Origin of the sequence: Nocardiopsis potens DSM 45234 (assembly GCF_000341105.1) — a bacterium.
Classification (GTDB): Bacteria; Actinomycetota; Actinomycetes; order Streptosporangiales; family Streptosporangiaceae; genus Nocardiopsis_A; species Nocardiopsis_A potens.
Map to the genome: position 1 here is coordinate 23,078 of NZ_ANBB01000022.1, position 25,665 is coordinate 48,742.

At 74.8% G+C, this 25,665-nt stretch carries 24 protein-coding genes; 8 read left to right on the plus strand and 16 right to left on the minus strand.

Annotation, left to right across the window (positions count from 1 at the left end; genetic code table 11):
• Positions 1-16: 16 nt before the first annotated feature.
• Positions 17-1,651 carry a serine hydrolase domain-containing protein gene (locus D459_RS31090; protein ID WP_081620494.1) on the minus strand — a complete coding sequence of 545 codons (1,635 nt, stop codon included), beginning with the start codon at positions 1,649-1,651 and terminating at the stop codon, positions 17-19.
• A 331-nt stretch (positions 1,652-1,982) separates the two neighbouring features.
• Here D459_RS31090 and D459_RS31095 point away from each other — a divergent pair, with 331 nt between their 5' ends.
• Positions 1,983-3,584, plus strand: a complete 1,602-nt coding sequence (locus tag D459_RS31095) for a hypothetical protein (protein ID WP_017592534.1) — start codon at positions 1,983-1,985, stop codon at positions 3,582-3,584.
• A gap of 105 nt (positions 3,585-3,689) precedes the next feature.
• On the opposite strand, the gene D459_RS31100 is transcribed toward D459_RS31095, so the two are convergent.
• Complete coding sequence (locus tag D459_RS31100; protein ID WP_017592535.1) at positions 3,690-5,894, minus strand: tetratricopeptide repeat protein; 2,205 nt, start codon at positions 5,892-5,894, stop codon at positions 3,690-3,692.
• 190 nt (positions 5,895-6,084) lie between these two features.
• On the opposite strand from D459_RS31100, the gene D459_RS0108315 reads away from it, so the two are divergent.
• Entirely contained in the window at positions 6,085-7,221 is a 1,137-nt protein-coding gene (locus D459_RS0108315) for a hypothetical protein (protein ID WP_017592536.1), read from the plus strand.
• Between the two features lie 91 nt (positions 7,222-7,312).
• Here the strand turns inward: D459_RS0108315 and D459_RS31105 are convergent, their stop codons facing one another.
• Complete coding sequence (locus D459_RS31105; protein ID WP_017592537.1) at positions 7,313-7,996, minus strand: hypothetical protein; 684 nt, start codon at positions 7,994-7,996, stop codon at positions 7,313-7,315.
• A gap of 359 nt (positions 7,997-8,355) precedes the next feature.
• On the opposite strand from D459_RS31105, the gene D459_RS0108325 reads away from it, so the two are divergent.
• A complete protein-coding gene (locus tag D459_RS0108325) occupies positions 8,356-10,536 on the plus strand; it encodes an ADP-ribosylglycohydrolase family protein (protein WP_017592538.1) in 2,181 nt (726 codons plus the stop codon).
• Positions 10,537-10,689: 153 nt separating this feature from the next.
• Here the strand turns inward: D459_RS0108325 and D459_RS0108330 are convergent, their stop codons facing one another.
• Genes D459_RS0108330 through D459_RS0108340 form a run of 3 tightly spaced genes read right to left on the minus strand, consistent with a single transcriptional unit; the run spans position 10,690 to position 12,091 of the window.
• Positions 10,690-10,995, minus strand: coding sequence for a nucleotide pyrophosphohydrolase (locus tag D459_RS0108330; RefSeq protein WP_017592539.1), 306 nt, complete (start codon positions 10,993-10,995; stop codon positions 10,690-10,692).
• Between the two features lie 44 nt (positions 10,996-11,039).
• Positions 11,040-11,231 carry a DUF397 domain-containing protein gene (locus D459_RS0108335; protein WP_017592540.1) on the minus strand — a complete coding sequence of 64 codons (192 nt, stop codon included), beginning with the start codon at positions 11,229-11,231 and terminating at the stop codon, positions 11,040-11,042.
• Positions 11,232-11,236: 5 nt separating this feature from the next.
• Positions 11,237-12,091 carry a helix-turn-helix domain-containing protein gene (locus D459_RS0108340; RefSeq protein ID WP_017592541.1) on the minus strand — a complete coding sequence of 285 codons (855 nt, stop codon included), beginning with the start codon at positions 12,089-12,091 and terminating at the stop codon, positions 11,237-11,239.
• A gap of 142 nt (positions 12,092-12,233) precedes the next feature.
• On the opposite strand from D459_RS0108340, the gene D459_RS0108345 reads away from it, so the two are divergent.
• A complete protein-coding gene (locus tag D459_RS0108345) occupies positions 12,234-12,533 on the plus strand; it encodes a hypothetical protein (protein WP_017592542.1) in 300 nt (99 codons plus the stop codon).
• 2 nt (positions 12,534-12,535) lie between these two features.
• Positions 12,536-12,976, plus strand: coding sequence for an ATP-binding protein (locus tag D459_RS0108350; protein ID WP_017592543.1), 441 nt, complete (start codon positions 12,536-12,538; stop codon positions 12,974-12,976).
• Positions 12,977-13,094: 118 nt separating this feature from the next.
• On the opposite strand, the gene D459_RS33545 is transcribed toward D459_RS0108350, so the two are convergent.
• The 4 genes from D459_RS33545 to D459_RS0108370 form a co-directional block, all read right to left on the minus strand.
• Complete coding sequence (locus D459_RS33545; protein WP_017592544.1) at positions 13,095-13,829, minus strand: DUF6082 family protein; 735 nt, start codon at positions 13,827-13,829, stop codon at positions 13,095-13,097.
• A 71-nt stretch (positions 13,830-13,900) separates the two neighbouring features.
• On the minus strand, positions 13,901-14,515 hold the full coding sequence (locus tag D459_RS0108360) for a DUF6879 family protein (protein WP_017592545.1): 615 nt from the start codon (positions 14,513-14,515) through the stop codon (positions 13,901-13,903).
• Entirely contained in the window at positions 14,508-14,777 is a 270-nt protein-coding gene (locus tag D459_RS0108365) for a hypothetical protein (protein WP_017592546.1), read from the minus strand. The genes D459_RS0108360 and D459_RS0108365 overlap by 8 nt, the downstream gene beginning before the upstream one ends.
• A 316-nt stretch (positions 14,778-15,093) precedes the next feature.
• Positions 15,094-16,005: a hypothetical protein gene (locus D459_RS0108370; RefSeq protein WP_017592547.1), complete on the minus strand. Its 912-nt coding sequence runs from the start codon at positions 16,003-16,005 to the stop codon at positions 15,094-15,096.
• Between the two features lie 261 nt (positions 16,006-16,266).
• Between D459_RS0108370 and D459_RS0108375 the strand changes: the two genes are divergently transcribed.
• Positions 16,267-16,998, plus strand: a complete 732-nt coding sequence (locus D459_RS0108375) for a hypothetical protein (RefSeq protein WP_017592548.1) — start codon at positions 16,267-16,269, stop codon at positions 16,996-16,998.
• A 135-nt stretch (positions 16,999-17,133) separates the two neighbouring features.
• A complete protein-coding gene (locus D459_RS0108380; RefSeq protein WP_026120190.1) occupies positions 17,134-17,628 on the plus strand; it encodes a hypothetical protein in 495 nt (164 codons plus the stop codon).
• A gap of 491 nt (positions 17,629-18,119) precedes the next feature.
• Here the strand turns inward: D459_RS0108380 and D459_RS33550 are convergent, their stop codons facing one another.
• Positions 18,120-19,064: a TIGR04222 domain-containing membrane protein gene (locus D459_RS33550; RefSeq protein WP_017592550.1), complete on the minus strand. Its 945-nt coding sequence runs from the start codon at positions 19,062-19,064 to the stop codon at positions 18,120-18,122.
• Positions 19,065-19,363: 299 nt separating this feature from the next.
• Between D459_RS33550 and D459_RS0108390 the strand changes: the two genes are divergently transcribed.
• The gene (locus tag D459_RS0108390; RefSeq protein ID WP_017592551.1) at positions 19,364-19,822 is read left to right on the plus strand and encodes a DoxX family protein; all 459 of its coding nucleotides are present in this window, start codon (positions 19,364-19,366) and stop codon (positions 19,820-19,822) included.
• Between the two features lie 28 nt (positions 19,823-19,850).
• On the opposite strand, the gene D459_RS0108395 is transcribed toward D459_RS0108390, so the two are convergent.
• The 5 genes from D459_RS0108395 to D459_RS0108415 form a co-directional block, all read right to left on the minus strand.
• Positions 19,851-20,888, minus strand: coding sequence for an ABC transporter ATP-binding protein (locus D459_RS0108395; RefSeq protein ID WP_017592552.1), 1,038 nt, complete (start codon positions 20,886-20,888; stop codon positions 19,851-19,853).
• Positions 20,885-21,907 (minus strand): ABC transporter ATP-binding protein, encoded by a 1,023-nt coding sequence (locus D459_RS0108400; protein WP_017592553.1) that lies wholly within the window; start codon positions 21,905-21,907, stop codon positions 20,885-20,887. Before D459_RS0108400 ends, D459_RS0108395 begins: the two co-directional genes overlap by 4 nt.
• 2 nt (positions 21,908-21,909) lie before the next feature.
• Positions 21,910-22,866 carry an ABC transporter permease gene (locus D459_RS0108405; RefSeq protein ID WP_017592554.1) on the minus strand — a complete coding sequence of 319 codons (957 nt, stop codon included), beginning with the start codon at positions 22,864-22,866 and terminating at the stop codon, positions 21,910-21,912.
• On the minus strand, positions 22,866-23,870 hold the full coding sequence (locus D459_RS0108410; RefSeq protein ID WP_017592555.1) for an ABC transporter permease: 1,005 nt from the start codon (positions 23,868-23,870) through the stop codon (positions 22,866-22,868). The genes D459_RS0108405 and D459_RS0108410 overlap by 1 nt, the downstream gene beginning before the upstream one ends.
• 122 nt (positions 23,871-23,992) lie before the next feature.
• Complete coding sequence (locus D459_RS0108415) at positions 23,993-25,663, minus strand: ABC transporter substrate-binding protein (protein WP_017592556.1); 1,671 nt, start codon at positions 25,661-25,663, stop codon at positions 23,993-23,995.
• Between the last annotated feature and the right edge of the window lie 2 nt (positions 25,664-25,665).

The following is a 25,665-nucleotide window of genomic DNA, read 5'->3' on the forward strand; positions in this document are numbered from 1 at the left end:
CGTCCCCGCCCCGGGGTCACAGGGAGGTGGAGACCGCCCAGCCCGCCACCCCGATGAGCAGCAGCGACACCAGCACCGACAGGGCGAAGAAGGGGTAGTGCAGCCACGGCCACCGGGCGTTGTTCCAGACCGTCCGGTTCCACTGGGAGGCCGCGGCGACCGCGGAGGCGGCGACCGCGCCGAGGCCCGCCGCCCACAGCGCCGGCGGGGTCACCGCCCAGGAGCCGAGCGGCAGCGCCAGCGCCAGCACGGCCACCGCCCCCAGCGGCATGGACACGATCCGCATCCGGTCCATCCGCCGCTGCCCGACCAGGGTCCGCCGCCGCACCGCGAACGCCCCGGCGAGCAGCACCGGGAGCAGCACCAGCGGCAGCGTCAGGCCCAGCGACAGCGCCGGCGGCCGCAGATCCTCCAGCGCGGCCGCGCCCATCACGTCCTCGCCGGCGAGCAGCTCCTGCCCGAACACCGCGGGCAGCGGGACCAGGCCGGTGTTGGTGAACGCGGCGACCGCGCGGCCGGACTCCCGGTCCACGGCGAGGAAGGCGGCGGTCCCGTAGGTGCCGCCGTCGTGGACGTGGAGCACGGTGCCGTCCTCCGCGGTCAGCTCGATCCAGCCGAGCCCCTGCCGCCCGGCGTCGCCGAGGCCGCTCTCGGCGCGCGGCTCCAGCGCGCCCATCCCCGGCGCGGAGCCGTCGGCCACCGCGCCCGCGAAGCGCCCCAGGTCCGCCAGGGTGGTCCAGGTGCCGACGCCGGCCGGGGCGTAGACGGTCGACTCCCAGGGCTCGGCCCGGGCGCCCGGCTCCTTGTGCGGCAGGGCCGCCCCTTCCGGCACCTCCTGGAAGTCGGCGCCGAGCACCCCGGTGGCGTCCATGCCGAGCGGCTCGAAGACCCGCTCCCGGACCAGCTCGGGGTAGCCGGTCCCGGCCTCGCGCGCCAGCGCCTCCCCGAGCACGGCGTAGCCGAAGTTGGAGTAGGCCCACTCGCCGCGCCCGGACGGCTCGACGCCGGCCAGCGCGGTCTCCACCGGGGGAAGCCCGGCGTAGACGTTGTCCATCGCGACCGAGGAGAGCGCCTGCCGCCCCGGGGAGGACCCGACCAGCGGCGGCAGCCCGGCGTGGTGGACGGCCAGCTCCTCCAGGGTGATCGAGGCCGTCTCCGCGGAGGCGAAGTCGACGTCGGCGAAGACCTCGCCGAGCGTCCGGTCCAGGGAGGTCTCGCCGTCCTCCGCCATATCGGCCAGGGTCATCGCGGTGAAGACCTTCCACACCGACCCGGTCTCGAACGGCGTCTCCGCCCCGATCGGCGCCGCGCCGTCCGCCGTACCGCCGAACGCCTCGGCGGTCCCGCCTCCGTCCACCAGCACCGCGCCGAAGCCCTGGTAGGCCCCTGCCGAGTCGCCGACCGCCCGCTCCGCGGCGGCGACGAGCTCCGGGGCCCCTTCGACCCGCAGCTCCGGCGCGCCCTTGAAGGGCATCAGCGCATACCCCGCGGCCGCGACCACCGCCCCGGCGAGCAGCGCCGCGCCCCACACCCGCCCGGACGCCCGCGGCGGGACCGGCGCCCGCCCGCCGCCGGCCGCTCCCCGCGGCGGAGTCCCCCCGCCCCCGCCCGGAGGCGCCTCCCGGACCTGCACACTCTCTGCCGCATCCATGCCCCCACCCTCCCGGCCCGCCGCAGGCGGGGGTAGACGGCGCTGTCACCGATCCCCGGTGACAGTTGTCAGTACGCGGACGGTGAGGATCGCACCCTCGCTAGAATCGGCCCCCATGCGGCGATTCGCACCGAGTTCCCCCGTTTCCGAGACGGCGCCTCGCCGCTCCGCTAGCATCGATGGTGTAGATAGTGGTGGAGCCCAGGAGCCCAGGAGCCCAGGAGCCCAGGAGCCCAGGAGCCCAGGAGCCCAGGAGCCCGTCTCCCTCTGGGCGCGCCCGCTTCCCGAGATCCGGCGCTGGACCACGTTCCGCGGCCCGATCGTCCTCGCGGTGGCGCGCACCCTGACCTCCGCCATCCGGCTGCTCGACGCGCTGACCGTCGCCTTCCGCGGCGACCAGCACCGCCTCCAGGTCCTCTTCACCTTCGACGGCGGATCCGCGTTCAGCACCCGCACCATGGAGATGCTGGAGGCGCTCGGCGGCACCGTCGTGCCCTGGGACGAGGCGCCACTGGTGCCCGCCTCGCTCACCGTCACCGCCAGTGAGAACGTCGACCTGGAGCGCCTGTCCGCGCCGGTGGTCGTCCTGCCGCACGGCATCGGCTTCCAGAAGTGGGTCCCCGACTCCGAGAGCGGCGACCGGCGGCTGTCCGGGGTGGTCCGCAAGGAGTTCGCGGACCGGCCGGGCATCGTGACCGTGGTGTCGCATCCGGCCCAGCGCGAGCAGCTGCGGAGCGTGCACGCCGGGCTCGCGGACGCCGCCGAGGTGACCGGCGACCACGTGCACGACCGGATCCGGGCCGGCCTCCGCCACCGCGCCCGCTACCGGGCGCACCTCGGCGTTCCGCGGCGCGCCCGGTTGGCCGTGCTCTCCTCCACCTGGGGCGGGCAGGGGCTGCTCGGCTCCCGGCCCGACCTGCCGGAGCGGCTCCTCGCCGGGCTCCCCTACGACGAGTACCGGGTCGCCGCCGTGCTGCACCCCAACATCGGCACCGCGCACGGCCCCTGGGCGGTGCGCCAGGCGCTGGCCCGCGCCGTCGACGCCGGCCTGCTCGTCCTGCCGCCCGAAGAGGGGTGGGAGGCGGCGCTGGCGGCGGCCGACGTCGTGGTGGGCGACCATGGCTCGGTCACGCTGTACGCCGCCGCGGCCGACCGCCCGGTGCTGCTCGGCGCGTTCGGCGAGGAGTCGGTGCCGGGGACCGCGGCGGCCCTCCTGGCCGCCTCCGCGGACCGGCTCGACCCGGCGGCGGACCTCCGGAAGCAGCTCGACGCCGCCGTGGACGGCCACGTCCCGGGGCGCCACGCCGAGGCCGCCGGGCACGCGTTCGCCCACCCGGGTGAGGGCGCCGAGCGCCTGCGGCGGCTGCTCTATCGCCTCATCGGCCTCACCCCGCCGCCCGGCCCGCAGGGGCCGCTGCGGACCTCCCCGCCGCCGGAACCGGAGAGCAGGCCGGTGACCTCGTTCGAGGTGTTCGGCCGCCTCTCCGAGGACGGCCGCACGGTCACCGCGGAGCGCTTCCCGGCCGCGGTCCGCCGCCCCGCCGACTCCCCCGGCGCCGTCCGGCACCTGGCCGCCTGGGACACCGAGCCGGACGCCGCCCTCGCCCGCTCCGCCTCGGTGGTGCTGCGGTCCCCGGCGCCCGCCGCCGACGACCGGACCGGCTCGGAGTGGGCCGCCGACGCCTTGGCCCACCACCCCGGCGCGCTCTTCGCCGCCGCCCCGGAGCCGGACGGCTGCGCCGCCCGCCTGCGCGACGGCCGGACCGTCGCGGTCCGCGTCCTCCCCGACCCCGGCGGCCCCCGCGCACCGGGCCTCTGCCCGGCCTCGGCGCTGGTCTACACCCTGCTCAGAACCGGCGCCCCGGTCCAGGGCGAGTACCTGCTGAAGGTCGGCCCCGACCAGTGGCGGTGCGAGGTGCACACGGCGCCCTGATCCTCCACCCCGACAGAGGTGGACGTCTCTGCGATGATCTTGACGTTCCGGCCCTATCAGAGCGCTCTGATAGGGCCGGAACGTCAAGATCATCGCGATCCCGGGTCAGCCCTCCCCGTCCTCCTCCAGGCGCCGCTCCAGGTCCCGGGCGCGCGGGCCGCCGCCCTCGCGGTGGATCGCCAGGGCCCTGCGCAGGTGGCGCCGGGCCTCGCCGCGCAGGCCGAGGGCGGTGAGCGCGTCGGCCAGGGACTCCCGGGCCGTCGCCTCGTAGTGGGAGTTCCCGCCCTGCCGCTCCAGGGCGCTGATCGCATCGGTGAAGTAGGGCAGGGCCCGCTGGGGGTCCCCCTCCTTCAGGTGGAGGTCGCCGAGGCTCGCGCGGACCCGGGCCGCCATCCGCTCGTCGGGCTCGGGCAGCCCCAGGAAGCGGCCGAGGGCGTCCTCCAGCTCGGCGGCGGCCTCCCCGGTCCGGCCCAGTCCGGCCAGGGTGCGGCCGCGGAAGTAGACGGCGAGGGCGGCGCCGCGGCGCGCGTTCTCCCCGTCCTCCCCGCCCTCCGCGGAGGAGCAGAGCTCCTCGGCCCGGGTGTAGGCGGCGAGGGCGCGCTCCCGGTCGACCAGGTCGAGGTAGCGGCCGTGGAACTCGTGCGCGGACGCCTCCAGCAGCACGTCTCCGATCGAGCCGGCGAGTTCCATGGCCCGTTCGATCTGCCGCTCCGCCTGGTCCATCCGGCCCAGGTCGGCCAGCGGCCGGGAGACCGTCGTGCGCAGCCGGATCTCGCCGCGGGGGTCGCCGTCCTCCCGCGCGGCCTCCGCGCCGAGCAGGCCGCTCTCCGCCCAGTCCTGCAGGTAGCGGATGTTCATGTAGAGCGCGGTGGCCAGCACGGCGGTCTTCCAGGCCCTGTCGTACAGGCCGGCGGCCGCGGCCGCGCGCACCGCGGCGGGCAGCGTCCCGCGCTCGCTCCGGAGCCAGGCCAGTGCGGCCTTCTTCCGCCCGTCCCCCGCCGGGAACGGGTCGCGGGCGCCGGCGGTCAGCGCGTCCAGGTCGACCGGGCTGGTCCGCTTCCCCATCACGGCGCGGTCGGCGAAGGCCAGCGGGACCATGAACAGGTCGAGCATCCGCCGCAGCCGCCCGGTGCGCACCGCCTCGGAATCCTCCTCCTCGGCGCGGTCCCGGGCGTCCAGCACGATCAGCCCGTGCCGGAAGCGGAACCGCCCGCCGGCCTCCTCGACCAGCAGGTTGGCCGCGGTGAGCTCGTCGAGGAGCGGCGCCGCGCCGCCCGACCCGGCGCTCTCGCCGAGCGCCGCCGCGGCCAGCCCGGCATCGAACGCCTCCCCCGGCCAGGCGCCCAGCGCCCGGTACAGCTCCGCCGCCCCGGCGGAGAGCCGCCGGTAGCAGAGGCCGAACGCGGCGGAGAGGGTGGTGCCGCCGTTCACCCGGATCGCGGCGAGCCTGCGCTTCTCGTCGGAGAGCTCGTCGGCGAGGGCGGCGGGGTCCGCGCGCCGGTCGCGGCCGAGCCGGCCGGCCACCATGACCAGCGCCAGCGGCAGGCCTTCGCAGGCGGCGGCCAGGCGGTCCAGCGCCGGGCCGTCCGCGTCCCGGTCCAACCGGGGGCAGAGGGCGCGCAGCAGCTCCCGGGCGTGCTCCTCGGACAGGGGGTCGAGCGGCAGCGGAAGCGCTCCCCCGGGTTCGATGCTCAGCTCGGCCAGGGCCGGCCCGTCACCGCAGGCCAGCAGGGCGCTCCGCGGTCCGGTGGGGACGAGCTGGCGCACCTGGGCGGGCTCTTCGGCGCCTTCCACGACCACCAGCACCGCGCGGCCGGCGGTGCGGTTCCGGTACTCGGCGAGCCGCCCTTCATAGGTGCCGGGCAGGAACTCCTCCCGCACCCCCAGGGTGAGCAGGAACTGGGTGAGGGCCGCGTCGGGGTCGGCGCGCCGGGGGCCGTCGTCCTGGGAGTAGTCGTAGTAGAGCCGCCCGTCGGGGAAGCGCGGCGCGAACTCGTCGGCGGCGCGCAGCAGCAGGGCGCTCTTCCCGATGCCGCGCGGCCCCTCGCAGAGCACCACGCAGGTGCCGGTGGCGCGGTCCAGCAGGCGCCCGATCTCCCCCAGGTCGTGCTCGCGGTCCACGAAGACCGCGGGCGCGGCCGGCATGTTGGTCCGCGCGGACTCCCGGTCCGCGCCGACGACGATCGTGGTCCGGTGGCTGGTGCTGTGCACGTCGCCGCGGACGGTTCCGGCCTGTACCGCCGAGCCCGCGTCTCCGCCGATCTCGTTGCCGACCTCGTCGCGGTGCGGACGGCCGTCGTGGTTCTTCAAGGCGCCTCCTGCGCTGGGGTCCACAGGAAATCCCGGAGCCGCCGCGGCCCGCGGGGATCACGGCGACCTTACCCCGGCGGTACACCTTGCTCGCACGTGCTGACCGGTTCGTGCCACGGCGCCCGCCGGGGCGGGAGTCCGGGCATCACGGAGGGTGCGCACCCCCGGCGCCCTCGTGAGGAGGCCGACCGTGTCACTGCTGCCCGTCCGCTCCCCCGTCCCCGAGCACCCGTACCACCGGTTGGACGGCCGCATCATGCTCCAGGTGAAGAACGCAGAGGACGCCCCGCTGGCGGACGTCTCACCGCTGGACAGCGGCATCGTCTTCTGCGGGGGCAAGGCCGCCGAGGACCTCCGGGCGCTGACCTCCGGGCACGGCTTCAGCGGCCCGGTGCTCATCGACCCCGCCGCCTACGAGCGGCACGCCGCCACGCCCGAGCGGCCGTTCATCGTCGGCCAGGCCTCGCTGTTCAACGACGATGAGCTGGAGGAGGAACTCGACCGGCTCCTGGAGCAGAAGTCGCTGATGGCCCTTACCCCGACCGGCTACCTGCGGGCCGGCGACACCCGGTCGCTCTCGGCCGCGGTCCACAGGGTCACCGGGTTGAACCGGAGCGACGTCCTGCTGACCGTCCCCATCGATTCCGGGTGGCTGACCGGGAACGCGTTCCCCGAACTGGTCTCGCTTCTGCGCCGGACCCCGGTGCCCAAGGCCGTGGTCCTCGGCGCGTCTTGGGATCCGCTGGACCGCGTCGGCGCCGCCGAACGGCTCCGCGAGCTGTTCGCCTCGGTCCCGGGGTGCGGCCTGCTCCGAACCGACCTCGCCGCGATCGACGCCATGGTGCACGGCGCCGACTTCGCCGCCATCGGCGACTCCCCGTCGGCCCGGCACACCCGTCCGCCCAGGCCCGAGGGGGGCGGTCCGCGTGCGCGGAGCAGCCCCGCCGTGCTCATCCCCCGGATGCTGACCTACCGCAGAGGAGAGGAGTTCGCGACCGTCCTCGCGGAGGCCGACCCGCCGCGTTGCCCCTGCGGATTCTGCGCCTCCTGGATGCGGCGGAGGGGTCTCCGCGACGACGGCAGGCCGCTCACCTCGTTCACCACGGAGCTGGAGAAGGCGGATGCGCACGCGCACAACCTCGCCGTGTGGAGCGCCCTGTGGAGTTGGGTCCAGGACGTGGACAGCCGGGCGCAGGGGCTCTCGAGATGGAAGCGGCTCTGCGACAGGGCGGTGCAGGAGCACCGGTCGCTGAACGAGGTCGCCCGGTCGCCGGGCGGCGGCTTCGAGGTCCCTCAGGCGCTGAAGGCCTGGGCCGGCCCGGTGTAGTGCGATCGCGGCAGGGCCTGCGGAGCGGCTCCGCCGGGGAGCAGGCCGCGAGCGCTCTGCGCGCCTTCCAGCCGTCCATCGGAGGCGGAGGTCAGTGGTCCGCCGCGGCCAGCACCCGCTCGGCGAACTTCCACTTCGGCGCCGAAAGCCGGCGCGGGCGGAAGGGCTCCGGGGGTGCCAGCCAGACGGCGTCCGAACCGTCCCGGACGGCCAGGCCGACCCCGTAGTAGTCGGCCTCGGCGGCGGCCGGGGCGGCGTCGCGCGGGGGCCGGTCGGCGAGGGCCGCGCGGGCGCAGAACGGGGCGAACCGGGCGGCCCGGGCGAGCGCCGCCCGCCAGGTCGGGCCGGTCGCGACGGCCAGTTCGACGCGGAGCGGGACCGAGGCCAGCCGCACCACCCGGCCGGCGTCTCGGGCGACCGCGCCCGGGGGCGCGGTACGGAGCAGCGCCCGCTCGCGCTCGGTCAGCGACGCCTCCGGGACCGGTTCGCCCAGCGGCAGCCCCATCAGCGCCTCCAGCGCCCCGAGGCGGAGGATCGGCGGCTGCCCGGCCTCCCTCCGGCGGCGCAGCTCGGCCCGGTCGGGCCGGTGGAACAGCAGGGCGGAGACGCCGAACACGCGCAGCTCGACGCTGTCCACCCCGGCGGCGGGCACGCCCAGTGCGTCCAGGGCGGCCTTCCCGCAGCCCAGCGCCGCGGCGTCCGCCCCGCCCCGCCGGGCCGGAGCGGACGCCGGGATGTCCAGGGGCAGGGTGCCCGCTTCGCCGTCCGTCCGCACCGTCCCGATTCTGCCGGAATCCGCCCGGCGCCGCGGCCGAACGCGCGCAGAGGCCGCGATCCCGGCGCCCCGCCGCCGGCGCCGCTCCCCGAGGGACGGCGGCGGCCTGCGCGGACGGCGGCGGCCGGCCCGGTGCCGGAGCGATCCCGGCGCACCGTCCGCACCTCCGTCTAAGGTCGTGCCATGGCACCCGCCCTGCTCGCCGACGGCACCGGCCCCCGCCCCTCCCCGGCCGGCCGCCGCCCCGACCGGGTGCCCGGAAGCGGCGCTTTGGCCGCTTCCCGCCACGCACCGCACGGCCCGCGGCGCGCTCCGTGCGGCACGATTGCGGTAGCGGTCACCACCGGAAGGACGCACCCGTGCACGTCTCCGCCCTTCTCGAATTCGACGCGGTCCCCCTGGAGACCGAGGACGAGGTCACCGTTCTGCTCGACATCACGGCGCCCGTCCGCGCCGGGGAAGAGGAGCGGCCGCCGTCGACGCTCCAGGTCGTGCTGGACCGCAGCTCCTCGATGAGCCGGGACGACCGGCTCGGCGGCGCGGTCCGCGCGCTGCTGTCCGTCGTCGACCGGCTCGACCCGGCCGACCGGTTCGGCGTGGTGGTCTTCTCCGACCAGGCCCGGGTGCTGGTCCCGGCGGGGCCGCTGACCGACAAGGCCGCGGTGAAGGAGCGGATCCGCTCGGTGCGCCCGGGCGGCTCGACCGACCTGTCCAGCGGGCTGATGCGCGGGGTGCAGGAGGCCCGCCGGGCCTCCCAGGACGGCGGCGCCACCCTGCTGCTCATCTCGGACGGCCACGCCAACCAGGGCATCACCGAGCACGGCCGGCTGGCCGAGATCGCCCGGTCGGCGCACGTGTCGGGGGTCTCGGTGACCACCATCGGCTACGGGCTGGGCTACGACGAGGCGCTGCTGGGCGCGGTGGCCGACGGCGGTGCGGGGGACGCCCTGTTCGCCGAGGACCCGGACACCGCGGTCGGGCTCATCCAGGGCGAGGCCGACCACCTGCTGGCCAAGACCGCGCAGGCGGCGTCGCTGCGGATCCGCCCCGAACCGGTGGTCGGCGCCGTGGGCCTGGTGGGCGGGCTGCCCGCGGACCGGCTGCCCGGCGGCGAGGTCATGGTCGAGCTCGGCGACTTCTACTCCGGCGAGCAGCGCCGGCTTCTGGTCCGGCTGGAGATCCCCGGCATCCCCCGCCTCGGGCCGGTCACGGTCGCCTCGCTGGAGACCACCTACGTCGACCCGGGCACGCTCGAATCGTTCACCGTGACGCTGCCGGTCCCGGTGAACGTGGTGCCCGGCTCGGAGGCGGCGGGCCGCGTCGCCGACCCGGCGGTCAGCACGGAGAAGGCCTACCAGCGGGCCCAGGAGGCCAAGCACACCGCGAGCGAGGCACTGCGCCGCGGAGACAGGGGGGCGGCGGCGCGCGCCCTGGACGAGGCGCGGCGCACCCTCGGCGCCCAGCTGGACGCGGCCCCCGAGGAGATGCGCGGCGGCGTCGCCGACCAGCTCGCCGAACTCGACCTGCTGGCCCGGAGCGCGCGCCGGGACGACACCTCGCTCGCCGCGAAGGCCGCCTACACCAGCGGCCACAGCCAGAGCCGCAAGCGCGGCAGCCGGCAGCAGTCCTACGGGCAGAACCTCCGCCTGCCCCGGGCCGCGCGGAGCGCGCCCGCCTCCCGCCTCCTGCTGGCCTCGCTGGAGGGGCTGGCGGTGGGGGACGCCTTCGGCGACCGGCACTTCCCGACCGCCGCCGCGGGCCGCCCGGAGGGGGTGCTGCCGCCGTCGCCGTGGCCGTGGACCGACGACACCCTGATGGCCTGCTCGATCGCGGACCTGCTGCTCAGGCGGGGCGGCATCGCCCCGGACGCGCTGGCCGCCTCGTTCGCGGAGCACTTCGACGTCGCCCGCAAGTACGGCGCGGCCACCGTGGACCTGCTGGAGCGGGTCCGGGACGGCGAGCCGTGGGCCGCCCTCGCGGCCGCCCAGTTCAACGGCTCCGGCTCCTGGGGCAACGGCGCGGCGATGCGGGTCGCCCCGCTGGGCGCGTTCTTCGCCGGCGACCTGGACCGGGTCCGCACCGAGGCGGCGGCCTCGGCCTCGGTCACCCACACCCACCCGGAGGGCGTGGCGGGCGCGATCGCCGTCGCCGTCGCCGCCGCCACCGCCGCGGGCGACCCCGCGGCCACCGGCCCGCTCGTCCTCGACGCCGCCGCCGAGCACACCCCGCCCGGCGCGGTCCGCGACGGCCTCCTCCGCGCCCGCACCCTGCTCTCCGCCCCGCCCGCCACCGCCGCCCTGGCCCTGGGCACCGGCACCCGGGTCAGCGCCCCGGACACCGTCCCCTTCGCCCTCTGGTCGGTCGCCGTGCACTGGGACGACTACGAGTCCACCGTCCGCACCTGCGCCCTGGCCGGCGGCGACCGCGACACCACCGCCGCCATAGCCGGCGGCATCACCGCCGCCCGCACCGGCACCGAGGGCATCCCCCCTGAATGGCGCCGCCGCACCGAGCCCCTGCCGGAGTGGGTGGACGGCTGACCCACCTCGGCGACCCCGGGTTTCGACCGCTTTTCCTGCGCCGCAGGGGGATCGGTAGGCCTGCCTCGACCGATGCCGAGACGCAGGAGTTCCTGCGGAGTCTGGTCCCTGCGGCGAAGAAGTGAGACCGGGGGCGGTGAGGCCCCCGGCCGGTCATGAGGAGCGGGGCGGGAACCGCTCCTCGTTGATGGCGACCTTCTCTTTGAGGGCGGCCTCCAGGTCGATGTCGAGGACGGTGGCCATGCGCAGGAGGTAGCTGAGGACGTCGGCCATCTCCAGGCGGACGGCCTTGGCCTTCTCCGGGTCGTCCATGACCCGGAGGGCCTCGTCCTGCTCCAGCCACTGGAATTCGGCGGCCAGCTCACCGGCCTCGCCGGCCAGGGCCATGGCGAGGTTCTTGGGGGTGTGGTAGCGGTTCCAGTCCCGTCGGTCGGCGAAGTCGGCCAGCAGGTCCTGCATTGACGAGATGCTCACCCGTCCATGCCTACCACCGGCCGGCCCCGTCAGCGACCGGCTTCGCCCTTGCGGAGGCCGAGGAGGAAGGCGCTCCACTCGGAGGAGGGGAAGGCGAGTACGGCGGCACGGGGGTGCTTGGAGTCGCGGACGGCGGCGCCGCCGGGGAGGTCGGCTACTTCGACGCAGTTGTTGTGCTGCCCGCTGTAGCTACTCTTCCTCCACACCGACTGTTCAGACACTGGGCTCACTTTTCTAGGGAATCGATGATGGTACGGATGAACTTGAGAGACTTGTCCGGGCTCAAAGCAGCCCCTTGAGCACCACCGAACATGGACTCGAACTCGGCGAGGTCATGATCTTCCTCTAGATACAAGCTAGAGGTGGGGGTGTCCATGTACGCGAGGCTCGCATCTCGCGAATCCGGGAAGTCCATGATGACGAAGCTCCCCGTGGTGGCCGTATGAGCACCTTCTTCAAAGGGAAGCACCTGGATGTCGATGTTATGGCGGGCGGCCATGTGGGTCAGATGCCTCAACTGGACGAGCATCGTCTCCGGTGAGCCCACGATGCGCCTGATCGCGGCCTCGTCCAAGATGACCCAGTACCTGGGCGGATCGACGCGGTTCAAGATCTCTTGCCGCTTCAGCCTGGCAGTGACCCTCGCCCTGACCTCATCATCGGTGCGCACTCGGTTGGCACGGAAGATCGCTTCCGCGTAGTCCGCAGTCTGGAGCAATCCGGGTACTACTTGGCACTCGTAGGTGCGGATGCGCGACGCCTCTGCTTCGAAATCCGGCAGAGCACCGGACAGAACATGCTGGTACCTCCACCACCAGCCCCGCTGCTTGGCTTGGCGGGCACATTCCTGCAGCTCGCTCCTCAACCGGGGATCTTTCTCCCCATAGAAGTCCAGGAGGGCATCCAGGTCAGTGGTCGTAACGCTCTTCTTGCTTCCGGTCTCGATCCTGGAGACCTTGGTCTGCTGCCACCCCAGCTCTTTGGCGACTTGCCCGGTCGTCATCCCCTTCGCCTCACGGTAGCGCCGCAGCTGAGCACTGAGGCGGCGGCGTCTCACGCTTGGGCTGTAGACCTCCTGCATGCGCGGCAGTCTATCCCCCTCTCACGAGTTTTTGCATAATGCAGTTTTTTGCTTGACTTTCAGCATAACCTAGCTAACGATGAGTTAGCCCTAGCTAGGTCAAGTCTGCTGGGACCGACGGAACTTCGCAGGAGAACAGCTGATGTCCTCACGACTCGATGGCAGCTCCATCCGCACCTCCCTCCTCACCCGCCTGCTCACCGCCGTCCGCGCCCGGGGCGGCCAGGCGCTTCTCGCGCTCGGGGAGACCGAGCACCCCGTCCTCTACGTCCGCTACCGGGGGCGGACGGTCCCGGTGGTCGTCGTGCAGGCGATCGGCGGCGGGCACTGGTTCATCTGGGGCAGGTCCTCGTTCCTGGACACCTCGCAGGTGGAGCGGGCCGCCGAGGTCCTGGCCCCCGCGCCGTCCCTCCGGCCGCCGCGGCTCAGGGCGGTGGCGTGACGATGGGCGTGCCGCCTCCGGGGCGGGTCGCCACCGTCTCCGCGTTCTGGACGCTGCCCGGCGAGGCCGCCTACTGCCCGTGCGCACGCGCGATGACCAGGGCCGCGCTCTCCGATGTCCCACGGGTGGCCGAGGACGCCGAACTGGTCGTCGCGGAGCTGTTCTCGAACGGCTGCCGGCACACCCGCAGCGGTGAGGCGGGCGGCAGCATCGACCTCAGCGTCAACCTGCTGGCCGACGGCCTGACCCTGGTCTCCGTCGCCGACGAGGGACCGCTGTGGTCCGCGCCGGGGCTGCGCCCGCTCCTCCCCCCGCTCCCGCCTTCCGGCCCGCTCCGCACCGGCCTGCACGGGCTCCGCCTCGTCGCGTCGGTCTCCGACGAGTGGGGGTGCGACGGCAACGAACGCGGCGGCCACACCGTCTGGGCCGCGTTCCGCCCGTAGCGCCTCCGCGAACAGGCGGAGGACTGACCGTCGCCTCTCCCTGATGATCTTGACGTTGCGGGGGTTTCAGAGCGCTCTGATACCCCCGCAAAACGCCAAGATCATCGGCCTGGGCGGCCTAGCGGAGGAACCTGCGGGCGGACGAGCGGCGGCGCGGGCGTGGCCGGGAGGCTTCGAGGCGCCTGGCGAGGAGTGCCGCGCCGAGGCCGGCCAGGAGGCCGGCGGCGGCTCCGGCCGCGGTGGGGAGGGCGGCGGGCGCCGGTGGGCGGGCGGGGGCCGAGGGCCGGTCCGGGGCCGGGGTGGGCGCCGCCGGGCGGCGCGGGCGTCCGGCGAACTCCTCGTCGAGGATCGCGTGGAAGCGGCGGCTGCGCCGGGAGGCCGCGGTGGAGATGCGGACCTCGCGGACGTCGGCCCAGAAGTCCCAGCCGACCCGGCCCGCGAAGAGCCTCGCGGCGAGGGCGCGGAGGTGGCCGTCGTCGATGGAGCGGGACTCGTAGGCCATCTCCCACTGGGACAGGATCATGTTGGTGTACATGCTCTGCCGCTGGGCGGTGCCGCCCGCGTCGGTCAGGTTCTCTCCCCAGCAGGCGGCGTAGACCGGGTCCTCCATCGCCATCCGGAGCAGTTCCGCGTTGGATTCCCGCAGGGCGTTCTCCCTGGACAGGCGGGTCTCCCGGGCCTGCAGGACGAGGGTGGCGGCGACTCCGATCAGCGCCGCGCCGGCGAGCAGCGCCGAGGCGGCGCCGTAGGTCTGGCCGATGAAGCTCAGCCGCTCCCAGTACTCGGGGCCGCCGCCGAGGCCGTCCAGGGCCAGCGGTGAGAGGCCGAGCAGGACGGCGCCGACGACGAACACCAGGACCAGCGAGAGCAGCGGCCAGGGGCGGAACGCGCCCCGGTCGGCCCCGCGCGGCGGGCGGGCGCGGTTCAGCGCCGGGCCGGGGCCGGTGCGGGCAGGCCCGCGATCTCCCGGTCGAAGAACGCGGTCAGCGGCTCGGCCCGGGCGAAGAGCCCCGCCAGCTGCGCTGCGCAGCGCGCGATCGCCCCGGGGTCGTCGATCCTGCGGCCTCCGCATGGGGCCCCTTCCCCGTCGTAGCGGACTTCGTACATCACCCTCTCCCCGAGTATGACGACCTCGGGAAGGGGGCGCTGCCGTTCCAGCCCGGCGACCTGGCCGGCGCGCAGGACCCGCAGCGACTGGCCGGCCTCGGCCAGCATCCGCAGGAACTGCATCTCCCACTGCACGTACGGGGTGACCGGGAACTCGACGATCCTGATCCGCTTGGTGGCGATGCCCTGCTCGGCGTCCTGGCGCGCCATCGCGTCGGCCTCGGTGCGGTCCTGCTCGTTGAGTTCCAGGGACCGCTCCCAGTCCCCCGCAGCGAACGCCTCCCAGCTGGCGTCACCGTGCTCCTTGAAGGTCTGCCCGCGTTCCAGTTTCCAGAAGACGCCCCGGGTCCGCCGGTATTCGGCCCAGTAGTCGGCAAGGTAGTCGGGGCTCGCCATCTCCCTTCCCGGCAGGTCCGCCACCTTCTCAAGCATCGGGGATCTCCCTCTTCGCCTCGGTCAGCATGATCCTGGGGATGACCACCAGGCTCTCGTCGTCTCCGATACTGACCTCCGAGGGCAGCCGGCCGCGGTAGGCGCGAGTGAGATCGCGGCCGATCACCGCGAAATCCCCGTTGTCGAGCTCCCATATGTCCGGGCATTGCGGACCTGCCTTGGTCACTCCCAATTCAATGGGCGATCTCCCGATTCGCCGGTTGAACTCCGATTCCGGGTCGGCCTCCCAGAGACGGGGCATGCGGGGCTCCTCCGATCTTTCCGGTCTCGCGATGCCCCGCCTATACCCGGGTTCACGCCGCGGACACGACCCATTCCGGTGAGGCTTCCTTCACCTGCCGCTTCCGGCCATAAATATTCTCCGGGGCGGCGGATGATCCATTCGCACAGCACTCAAGAGATATCGGGCCGGAGCCCTCGCGGCACCGCTTTCAGGAGAAACGGAAAGGGGATTTCGGAACTCTGATGCATTCCGCCCGCACGATCACCGATGGGCCGCCGGCTCGGCTCCGGCGCGAGGCGCTGCGGGCGAGCCGGGTCTCGGTCCGGGCGCGGGGTCATCGGAGCGCCTCGGCGACCTCGGCGACCAGGTGCCTCGGGCGGGCGAGGTCGTCGCCGGTGAACCTGAGCAGGCGCAGGCCGGGGCGGGCGCGGCGGAGGGCGCGCTCCTGCCCCGGGGAGAGGCGGCGGTCGGGGTCGGCGACGACCGGGCCGCGCTCCCACCAGAGCGGGGCGTGGACCGTTCCTCCGCCGGGGACCGGGACCGGGTGGTAGAGGTCGTCCGGGGAGACGCCCGCGTCGGCACAGACCAGCCGGATCCGGGTCTCCAGCGGGCTGCGGGCGCGCGGGTCGGCCAGCCACCACCAGCGCTCGGAGGCGGCCCCGCCGGCCCTCGCCTCGTTCAGCCCCGGCTGCTCGAACAGCCGCCGGCCGGTGATCAGCCCCTGGGCCAGGGCCGAGTCCATGAGCGAGACGGCGGTGTCCCGGTCGACGCAGAGCACGGTGTCGCGCAGGGTGCGGGCGGGATCGGTGACCCGGAGCCCCTCCCGGCAGGCCAGCTCGTGCCGGCCGATGTACCAGGTGCCGACCCGGACGCCGGGCGGCCGGGCCCGGCGGCAGGAGGCGGGCACGGTCATGTGCACCGCCCCGCCGTTCCAGGCGGGCAGCCCTTCCAGCCCCCACAGCCGGGCCGCGGTGGGCCCGGAGGCGACCGCCCCCGGCCCCAGCGCCAGCTGGGCCGCCTTCACCGCCCTGCGCAGCCGCGCGACGGCGGAGGGGGTGCGCTCCGCGCAGGCGGCGCGCACGGTGTAGACGTCCGGCAGCAGGCGCCCCCACTCGCGGCGGCGCAGCAGCAGGTGGATGCGGTTGTCGTCGATGCCGAAGTGCCGGGCCTGCCGGTGGCTGATCAGCCCGTACTGGCGGGAGGCGGTGTTCAGGACTTCGCGGATCTCGCGGGGGTGCAGACGCATGCCTCCACGGTGCGCTCCCGGGGCGGGTTCCGGTAGGGCGGATCACCGGGCTGTGGACGGCTCCGCGGCGCCCCCTGTGGACAACCTGAAAAGCCCGGTACGCAGTGGATTGCGGCGCGTCGCCGGGCGATAGCATCGCCGGGTCGGGCACAGCGCTCCGGGCGCCCCGCGCCGCGGGGCGCCGCCGGGGCCGGCGGGAGAGCCACAGGAGCCATGGGAACGGACGACACGACGCAGATGGAAAACGAAACGACCCAGGTCATGAGCAGGACGGGCGAGTTCTCCACCACGCTGGGCTGGGAGGAGTCGACGCGCAACCGGTTGGCCGCGGCGATGGACCGGTTCTCCGGGCCGCTGGCCGACCTGGTGGAGCGCGACGCCAACGACGGCGACACCCGCATGCTGGTCACCGATTTCCTGAGCTACGGCCTCAACTTCAGCAAGTACGAGGAACTCACCACCGAGTACCGCACCAGCGGCGACTCCATCGACTACGCGCTCCGCCTGGACGGGAAGCTGTTCGCGCCGATCGAGGTGAAGCGGGTCGGCCAGTCCCTGGACGCGCGCAACCTCCAGCCGTCCCGCCGGCTCGCCCTGGACGAGGGCGCCGAATGGCTCATCCTCACCAACGGCCGGGCCTGGCAGGTCTACCACCTGCGCCCCGACCCCGACGGCGGTTCCCCCGAAACCGTGCGGATCCTCGACGTGGACCTGACCGCCGAGGGCGAGGAGGCGCACAACCGCAGCGTGGACGCCCTGTTCCACATCACCCACGAGGCCATCGAGCACGGCCGGCTGGACGACCTCCGCAAGTGGCGGGAGGCGGTCGAACCGGCCCCGCTGGCCGAGGTGCTGCAGAGCGGGCCGGTGGTCCGCGCCATCCGCCACGAGCTGCGCCGGATCACCGGCCACTCCGGCCACATCGGGGACGACGAGGAGATCCTGCGCACCCTGGCGGAGGAGGTCATCGGGCGCCGGGTCGCCACCTCCTGACCGGATCCGGCCCGGCGGCGGGCGCCGCTCCCCGGGGCGGCCGGGCGGGGCGCGCCGCCGGGCGCCGGCGCCCGGCCGGAGGCGGCCCGCCGCTATAGCGTTGAAGCCCGACCCGACTCCGGAGAGGACGACCACATGCCGGACCACGCCACCTCTGGACACGTGAGACAGCTGGCCCGGGGGCGCCGCCGCAGCCCCGCGGTGGCGGCCCTCACCGGGCTGCTGGAGCGGACCGGCGCCGTCTCCCGGGTCGACGCCGCCTTCGGCGATCCGGTCTCGGCCGGGGGCGCGACGGTGGTGCCGGTCGCGCGGGTCCGGCACATCGCCTCGGCCGGGCTGGCCGCGGGCCGGGTCCCGGGGACCGGTGCCGACGGCGGCGGGGGCGCCGGCTACGCCAGCGTCCGCCCGATGGGCTACATCCTGCTGAACGGGGGCGGGGCCGAGTTCCACCCGATCCGCAGGCCGGCGGCGCTGCTGGTGCTGCCCCTCGCCGTGATCACCGCCGCCACCGCGGCCCGCATCGTCGGCGTATCGGTCCGCGCGGCCCGCCGGCGCCGCCGGGACCGCCTGGCCGCCCGCTGCGACTCCGCCCCGGCCGCCGCGCCCGCGGAGGACCCGGCGGAGGACTGACCCGCCCGGGATCGGGCGCTTCAGCCCAGGACGTACGGCCCGGCGGCTCTTCCAGGGGCGGCCGTTCCGCCTCCGGGGATGTGCGGTTTTCGCGTTCCGCCTCGCCCGCCTTCCCGGCCGGTTCCCGGAGGCGCCTTGCCGCCGAAGGCCTCCGGCCCCGGCCGAGGTGCCATCGCAGAACCCGGTGGGCGGGCGTCCGAAGGCGTCGGCGGGAAGCGCCCGGGCCGAATGCGGCATGCGGCTCCCGTGCTCCCCGCCTCTGCTCGGGCGGCCCGGGGAAGGCCCGCGAGGCGGCCGTCGCCCCTGAGCAGCCGAGACGGCGGCAGGGGCGCGCACCGCCCGACGGGCCGCTCCGCCCGCCCCGGGTCCTCTCCCGGGCGATGATCTCGGCGTTGCGGCCCCGTCGACGCGCGTCGACGGGGCCGCAACGCCGAGATCATCGGAGAAGGGACAGGGGCGGGGCGCTCTCCGGTGCTCGCGGTCCTTTCCCGTCAACGATCCCGGGCTCTTCCGGGAGGACTGCCGGGCGCCCGGCAGTCCGCGGCGATGCGCAGCAGGTCCTCCGGGGCGACCGCGCCGTCCGGGGCCGTCGGCCAGGAGAGGGCGCCGCGCCGAGGGGGCGGGGCGCCGTCCATGTCGGCCATGGCCGCGAACCCGGTGAGGGCGGTGAAGCGGAGCGCCTCGCCGGTCCGGAGCGGGACGGCCGGGTCGGCGCCGATCTCCACCGCCGCGCGCTCCTCGGCGAGCAGCCGGGATCCGGCCGCCGTCCGCGGCTCGGGGCGGCCGGCGGTCCGGTCCGCCAGTACGGCCGCCCCGAGCAGGCAGAGCAGCAGCACCGCGCCGAGGAGTTCCCAGCGGACCGAGGCGCCCGGCAGCGGGGCGGCCGCGAGCTGCAGCGCCGACCAGAGCACGAGCAGTGCGGCGAGGACGCCGATGAGCCGCAGCGCCCCCGCCCGGGCGGCGCGGGCGCCCGGCAGGCGCGGGTCGTCCCGGTAGAGGCCGAGGCCGGCCAGGCGCCGTACGGTCTCCGGGTGCTCGCCGGCCGCCGCCTCGGACAGCGCCGCCGCGGGGTCGGCCGGGCCCTCGCCGAGCGTGCGCAGCAGCGCCCACCCGGCCTCGGAGTCCTCCGGCGAGGGGCCCGGCGGAGCGGCCCGCTCCAGGCGGCCGCCGCTCCCGAGGCGGATCCGCCCGGCCAGGGCGAGGCCGGTGAGCGCCGTCTCCGCGGCGCGCAGCGGTCCGCCCGCAAGGAAGCCCAGCTCCTCCGGGGTGAGCGCGCCGACCGGCGCGCCCGGCCCGGACCCCGGGGCGGGGGCGCGGTGCAGCAGGTGCGCGCGGCCCAGCCGGACCAGCGCGAACAGGGCGGCGAGCCAGGCGGCGAGCAGCGGCCACATCTGCGGCCGGAGCAGGACCGCCCACCAGCCCGCGTCCTCCGGCATCGCTCCCCCGGCCTCCCGTTCCCGCAGGGCGGTCGTCCCGTACGGCCACCCTAACGACGACCTCGGCGCCGGGGCGGCTCCGAGCGGCCCTGCAGGGGCGGGAGAAATGGAGCCGGTCCGGTTCGCGTGCAGGGCTGGTATTCGGGGTGGGGCGGGGCGGGCGGCCTCGATCAGTAAAGAAACCTATCTATTTGGGCGCCGGTGATTTACGATGCGGTTCCCCCGGGAAAAGGCCGAGGTCTCAACGGTGCGACGCGGCCGGACCGGGGTCACCCCGCTCATGCAATGCAGGAGATTCCATGACCGAGAAGGCACCGGAGTCCGCCCCGCGCACCCGAAGCACCGCCCCCTCCGACATCGCCTCCCTCATCGGCCGGCTCGCCGTCGGCTCCGTCTTCATCGCCCACGGCCTGCCCAAGGCCACCGACCCGCAGGGCGCCGCGCAGGACTTCGCCGACCTGGGCGTCCCCTTCCCCGCCCTCTCCGCCCTGCTGGGGGCCGCCATCGAGGTGGGCGGCGGCCTGGCGCTGATCATCGGCCTGGCACTGCCGCTCGCCGGGCTGGCCCTGGCGTTCATGATGGCCGCCGCCTACTGCTTCGCCCATGTCGGCGCCCCCATGGTCGGCGGCTACGAACTCCTCCTGGTGCTGGGGGCGTCCGCGCTCGCCCTGGGGTTCACCGGAGGGCGCTACTCCCTCGACGGGCTCCTGCCCTGGAGCCGCCTCGGGCGGTCCGGCACCGCCGGGGCCGCCGCCTGAGCGCGGGGCGGCGCGGCGGACGGGTCCGTCACGGGCCCGCCCGCCGCGGCCGCTCCGCGGTGTCCGGGGCGATCTCGCCCGCGGCGATCCGCTCGGCGTGGTGGCAGGCGACCTTGTGCCCCTCGGCCACCTGGCGCAGCTCGGGGCGGACCGTGGCGCACAGCTCCTCCTGGCGCCAGGGGCAGCGGGTGTGGAACCGGCAGCCGGGCGGCGGGTCCGCGGGCGAGGGGAGGTCGCCCTGGAGCAGGATCCGGCGGCGGCCGTCCTCGACCGCCGGGTCGGGCACCGGGACCGCGGAGATGAGCGAGCGGGTGTAGGGGTGCAGCGGTTCGGCGTACAGCCCGTCGCCGGGGGCCTCCTCCACCAGGCCGCCCAGGTACATCACCCCCACCGTGTCGCTGACGTGCCGGACCACCGCCAGGTCGTGCGCGATCACCAGGTAGGCCAGGCCGCGCTCGCGCTGCAGCTCCTCCAGCAGGTTGAGCACCTGGGCCTGGATCGAGACGTCCAGGGCGGAGACCGGTTCGTCGCAGACGATCAGCTCCGGGGAGAGCACCAGCGCCCGGGCGATGCCGATGCGCTGGCGCTGCCCGCCGGAGAACTCGTGCGGGTAGCGGGGCAGGGCGCTCGCGGACAGGCCGACCGCCTCCAGCGCGTCGACCACCGCCGCCCGGCGCGCGGCGCGGTCCGCGCCCAGCCCGTGCACCTCCAGCCCCTCCAGCAGCAGCGACTCGACGTTCTGCCGCGGGTCGAGGCTGCCCAGCGGGTCCTGGAAGACCATCTGCACCCGGCGGCGGGACCGGCGCAGCTCCTCGGCGGGCAGCCCGGCCAGGTCGACGCCGCCCAGCCGGACCTGGCCGGCGGTGACGTCGACCAGGCGCAGCACCGCGCGGCCCAGGGTGGTCTTCCCGCAGCCGGACTCCCCCACCAGCCCGTAGGTGGTCCCGGCGGCGACGGAGAGGCTCACCCCGTCCACCGCGCGGACCCGGCCGACGGTGCGCTCCAGCAGGACGCCGCGACGGATCGGGAAGTGGACCTCGAGGTCCTCGATCTCCAGCAGGCTCATCGTCCCTCGCTCTCCTCACCCGGTGCGGGCTCGGTCGGGTGCAGGCAGCGGAAGCGGTGCCCGGCGCCCCGCTCGCGCATCGGCGGCGGGCCGCCCAGGCAGTCGTCGGCGAAGCGGTCGCAGCGGGGCGCGAACGCGCACCCGTCGTCCCAGGCGATCGCGTCGTCGACGGTGCCGCGGACCGGCGTCAGCGGCTCGTCGCGCGGGGCGTCCAGCCGGGGGATGGAGCCGAGCAGCCCCGCGGTGTAGGGGTGGGTGGGCGCGGCGAACAGCTCGTGCCGCTCGGCGCCCTCCACGGTCCGGCCGGAGTAGAGCACGTTGATCTCGTCGCACAGCCCCGCCACCACGCCCAGGTCGTGGGTGATCATCAGCAGCGCGGTGCCCTCCTCGGCGACGAGCCCGGAGAGCAGCTCCAGGATCTGGGCCTGGATGGTGACGTCGAGCGCGGTGGTGGGCTCGTCGGCGATCAGCAGCCGCGGCCGGCAGGCGACCGCCATCGCGATGAGGGCCCGCTGGCGCATCCCCCCGGAGAGCTCGTGCGGGTACTCGCGGAGCCGCCGGCCGGGGTCGGGGATGCCGACCCGGTCGAGCAGCTCGGCGGCCTGGTCCCGGGCGGCGGCGCCCTTGACCCCGCGGTGCCGGGTGAGCACCTCGGCGACCTGGCGGCCGATCGGCACCACCGGGTTGAGCGAGGAGAGCGGGTCCTGGAAGACCATCGCGATCTCGGAGCCGCGCAGGTCGCGCATGCGCGCGGGGGGCAGGGCGAGCAGGTCGGCCTCGCCGCCGCCGCCGAGGCGGAACCGGGCCGTGCCGCCCACCCGCACGCCGCGCGCGGGCAGCAGCCCCATCAGCGCCAGCGAGGTGACGCTCTTGCCGCACCCGGACTCCCCCACCAGGCCGGTGATCCGGCCCTCGTCCAGGGAGAAGGAGATCCGGTCCACGGCCTGGACGTCGCGCCGCCGGCGGCGGGTGAAGGCGACCGAGAGCTCGTCCACGTCGAGCAGCGGGCTTCGGGTCATGCTCACTTCCTCAGTCTCGGGTCGAGCGACTCGCGCATCGCCTCGCCCATCAGGGTGAAGCCGAGGGCGGTCACGATGATCGCCAGCGCGGGGAAGACCGCCAGCTGCGGTGCGCCGCCGAGGAACCGCTGGGCGTCGGCGAGCATGGTGCCCCACTCGGGGACCGACGGGTCGGGGTTGCCCAGCCCCAGGTAGGACAGGGCGGCGGCGTCGATGATGGCGGTGGCCAGGCTCAGGGTGAGCTGGACCAGCACCGGCCCCATCGAGTTGGGCAGGATGTGCGCCAGCGCGATCCTGCGCCGGCGGGCGCCCAGCGCCCGGGCCGCCAGCACGTAGTCCCGGCCCCCCTGGGCGATCATCGCGCCGCGCAGCAGCCGGGCGAAGATCGGGATCTGCGCGGCGCCGACCGCGATCATCACCGTGGTCAGGCCCTGGCCGAGCAGGGCCGCGATGCTCACCGCCAGCAGCAGGGTGGGCAGCGCCAGCATCATGTCGGTGAGGCGCATCAGCACCGTGTCGATCCGGCGGCCGGCCCGGCCGCCGAGGGTGTGCGCGGCCCCGGAGACCCCGCCGAGCAGCGCCCCGGCGGTGAAGCCCAGCCCGGCCGCCACCACGCCGACCAGCAGCGTCTGCCGGGCCCCGATCACCATCCGGGAGAACTGGTCCCGCCCGAGGTTGTCCAGGCCGAGCCAGTTCTCCGCGCGCGGCCCGACGAACACGTTGCGGTTGGGGAAGACCTCGGTGCCCCAGGTCTGCGCGGTGGGGCTGTACGGGGCGATCAGCTCCCCCAGGACGGCGACCAGCAGGAACACCCCGACGACGGCGGCGCCGGTGATCGCCATCGGGTCGCGGCGCATCCGGGTGAAGGCCTCGCGCCACACCCCGCGCCCCGCGCCGTCCTCCCGGCGGGCGGCGACCAGCTCGGCCAGCCGGTCGATCCGTTCGGCCCTGGACGTCATCAGCTCACCCGCACTCTCGGGTCGAGGAGGCTGTAGGAGATGTCCACCAGCAGGTTGATCAGGACGTAGACGGTGGCGATGATCAGGATGAAGCCGAGCAGCACCGGGTAGTCGCGGGTCTGCGTCGCCGCGTAGATGAACTCGCCGATGCCGCCGAAGGCGAACACGCTCTCGGTGAGCACCGCGCCCGCCAGCAGGCTGCCGCTGAGCAGCCCGATCGCGGTCACCACCGGGAGCATCGCGTTGCGCAGCACGTGCCGGGTGCGGATCGTGCCGCGGTGCAGCCCCTTGGCCTCGGCGGTGCGCACGTAGTCCTCGCCGAGCACCTCGATGACGCTGGCCCTGGTCATCCGCACGATCACCGCCAGCGGGATGCTGGACAGCGCCAGCCCGGGCAGGACCAGGTGCATGAGCGCGTCGGCGGCGGCGTCCCACTCCCGGGTGGCGATCCCGTCGACGACGAAGAAGCCGGTGATCCGGGTGGCGTCCAGCCCCGGCGACTGGCGGAAGGCCGACGGGAACAGCCCGAGCTGCTCGGCGAAGACCAGCTTGAGCACGAAGGCCAGGAAGAACACCGGGGTGCAGATGCCCAGCAGGGAGCCGCCGACGGCCAGCGCGTCCAGCGGCCCGCCGCGGCGGCGCGCCGCCAGGTAGCCCAGCGGGATGCCGATGGCCACCGCGAACAGCATCGCCATGGCGGCGAGCTCGGCGGTGGCCGGGAACTTGATCAGGAACTCGGTGAGCACCGGCCGCCCGGTCTGCAGCGAGGTGCCCATGTCGCCTTGGAGGAGCTGCAGCACGAACCGGCCGTACTGCTCGAGGATCGGGTCGTCCAGGCCCATCGTCCTGCGCAGTGCCGCCCGCTGCTCGGCCGAGGCGTCCTCGGGCAGCAGCGCGTACTCGGGTCCCCCGGGCAGCAGCCGCACCCAGAAGAAGAGCAGGACCGAGAGGCCGAAGAGGGTCGGCACGGCCGTCAGGACGCGCCTGGTGATGAAACGGAGCACCGTTGCAGCCGCCTGCCTGTCGGAGCGGCCGGCCCGCCGGGGCCGCCCGCCGGTCGTCGGTGGGTCTGCGGGCCGGGGCGGCGGCCGCCGCCCCGGCCCCTGTCGCCGGGTCCGGGCTCCGGCTAGCGGAAGGAGGCCTCGGCGAAGCTCTCCTGGGTGAGCGGGCTGACCGCGGGCGGTTCGACGTCGGGGGAGAACACGATGGAGGGCGCCGAGTGCGAGATCGGCAGGCCCGGCAGGTAGTCCATGATGACCTCGTTGGCGTCCTGGTAGAGGCCGGTGCGGGCCTCCGGGTCGGGTTCGGAGGCGGCCGCCTCCATCGCCTCGAAGACGCCGTCGTCGCGGAACCCCCAGGCGGTCTTGTAGCCGTCGAACCAGGTGCCGAGGAAGTTGTAGGCCTCGTTGTAGTCGCCGGTCCAGCCGAGCAGGTAGAGGCTGCACTCGCCGGCGTCGGTGTAGGGGATGTACTCGTCCCACGGCTTGGACTCGGGCTCCACGGCGATGCCCGCGGCCTCCAGGTCGGCCTGGACGATGTCGAAGATGTCCTTGGGCGCCGGCATGTAGGGCCGGGAGACGTCGGTGGGGTAGCAGGCGTTGAGGGTCAGGTCCGACTCGCCGGCGTCCTCCAGCAGCCCGGTGGCCTTGTCCGGGTCGTACTCGTAGGCGGTGACGTCGGGCGACCAGCCCTGCACGGTCTCCGGGACGAACTGGGTGGCCACCTCGCCGCCCTCGGGCAGGATGGTGTCGACGATGCGCTGCCGGTCGACCGCGTGCGCGATGGCCCGCCGCACGTCCGGTTCGTCCAGCGCCTCGTTCGCCTCGGGGTTGTAGGCCAGGTAGAGGACGTTGAACACGTCCCGGACCGGGACCTGGAAGCCGGCCTCCTTCAGCGGTTCGACGTCGGCGGGCGCGGCCAGGTCGTAGCCGTGCACGTCGCCGGCCTCCAGTGCCTGCCGGCGGGCGGTCTCCTCGGAGATGGTCTTGATGATCAGCGTCTTGACCCCGGCCGGCTCGCCCCAGTAGTCCTCGTAGCGGGTGAGGGTGACCTCCCTGGCGTCGTGGTCCCAGGACTCGTAGGTGTAGGGGCCGGTTCCGGCGATCACGCCGGCCTCCTGGCTGTAGTCCGGGAGCACCGGGGAGCCCTCGTCGCCGCCGACCTCCTGGCCCGCCGCGGCCTCGATGGAGGCGGGGCTCATGATCGCGAACGAACTCAGGCTGAAGGCGCCGGGGAAGGCGGCCGACGGCTCGGTGACGGCGATGGTGACCGTGGTGTCGTCCTCGGCGGTGCAGGACTCGTAGAGCGACTCGGGCAGGTCCTCGTCCTCGTTCTCCGCGAACCCCCCGAAGACGGCCTGCCAGTAGTAGGTCTGGTTGCTGCTCTGGTAGCCGCCGGTGAACTCGTTCCACCGGTCGAAGTTGGCGCAGACCGCCTCGGCGTCGAACACCTCCCCGTCATGGAAGGTGACGCCCTCGCGCAGCCGGAAGGTCCACTCGGTGCCCTCCTCGTTGGACTCCCAGCTCTCGGCGAGCCCGCCGATGATCTCGGTGCCGCCGGGCTCGTGCTCGAGCAGCGTCTCCATCACCTGCCGGGTGACCCGGAAGCTCTCCCCGTCGTTGACGAGGACCGGGTCGAGGGAGCGGGGGTCGCCCGCGCCCGCGAAGACCAGGGGCCTGCTCTCGTTGGGGTCGCCGCCGGCGTCCCGCTCGCTCTGCGCGCACCCCGCGGCGGCGACGGCGGTGGCCGCGGCCGCCGCCAGGGGCGCGAGGAACCTCTTGGACGTCCTCGTGAACACTG

Bases quoted from the DNA above. Each gene is read 5' to 3' on its own strand.
- D459_RS31090 (WP_081620494.1), bottom strand. From the start codon at position 1,651: ATGGATGCGGCAGAGAGTGTGCAGGTCCGGGAGGCGCCTCCGGGCGGG.
- D459_RS0108330 (WP_017592539.1), bottom strand. From the start codon at position 10,995: ATGCAGGACCTGCTGGCCGACTTCGCCGACCGACGGGACTGGAACCGC.
- D459_RS0108340 (WP_017592541.1), bottom strand. From the start codon at position 12,091: ATGCAGGAGGTCTACAGCCCAAGCGTGAGACGCCGCCGCCTCAGTGCT.
- D459_RS0108345 (WP_017592542.1), top strand. From the start codon at position 12,234: ATGTCCTCACGACTCGATGGCAGCTCCATCCGCACCTCCCTCCTCACC.
- D459_RS0108350 (WP_017592543.1), top strand. From the start codon at position 12,536: ATGGGCGTGCCGCCTCCGGGGCGGGTCGCCACCGTCTCCGCGTTCTGG.
- D459_RS0108360 (WP_017592545.1), bottom strand. From the start codon at position 14,515: ATGCTTGAGAAGGTGGCGGACCTGCCGGGAAGGGAGATGGCGAGCCCC.
- D459_RS0108365 (WP_017592546.1), bottom strand. From the start codon at position 14,777: ATGCCCCGTCTCTGGGAGGCCGACCCGGAATCGGAGTTCAACCGGCGA.
- D459_RS0108370 (WP_017592547.1), bottom strand. From the start codon at position 16,005: ATGCGTCTGCACCCCCGCGAGATCCGCGAAGTCCTGAACACCGCCTCC.
- D459_RS0108375 (WP_017592548.1), top strand. From the start codon at position 16,267: ATGAGCAGGACGGGCGAGTTCTCCACCACGCTGGGCTGGGAGGAGTCG.
- D459_RS0108380 (WP_026120190.1), top strand. From the start codon at position 17,134: ATGCCGGACCACGCCACCTCTGGACACGTGAGACAGCTGGCCCGGGGG.
- D459_RS33550 (WP_017592550.1), bottom strand. From the start codon at position 19,064: ATGCCGGAGGACGCGGGCTGGTGGGCGGTCCTGCTCCGGCCGCAGATG.
- D459_RS0108390 (WP_017592551.1), top strand. From the start codon at position 19,364: ATGACCGAGAAGGCACCGGAGTCCGCCCCGCGCACCCGAAGCACCGCC.
- D459_RS0108395 (WP_017592552.1), bottom strand. From the start codon at position 20,888: ATGAGCCTGCTGGAGATCGAGGACCTCGAGGTCCACTTCCCGATCCGT.
- D459_RS0108400 (WP_017592553.1), bottom strand. From the start codon at position 21,907: ATGACCCGAAGCCCGCTGCTCGACGTGGACGAGCTCTCGGTCGCCTTC.
- D459_RS0108405 (WP_017592554.1), bottom strand. From the start codon at position 22,866: ATGACGTCCAGGGCCGAACGGATCGACCGGCTGGCCGAGCTGGTCGCC.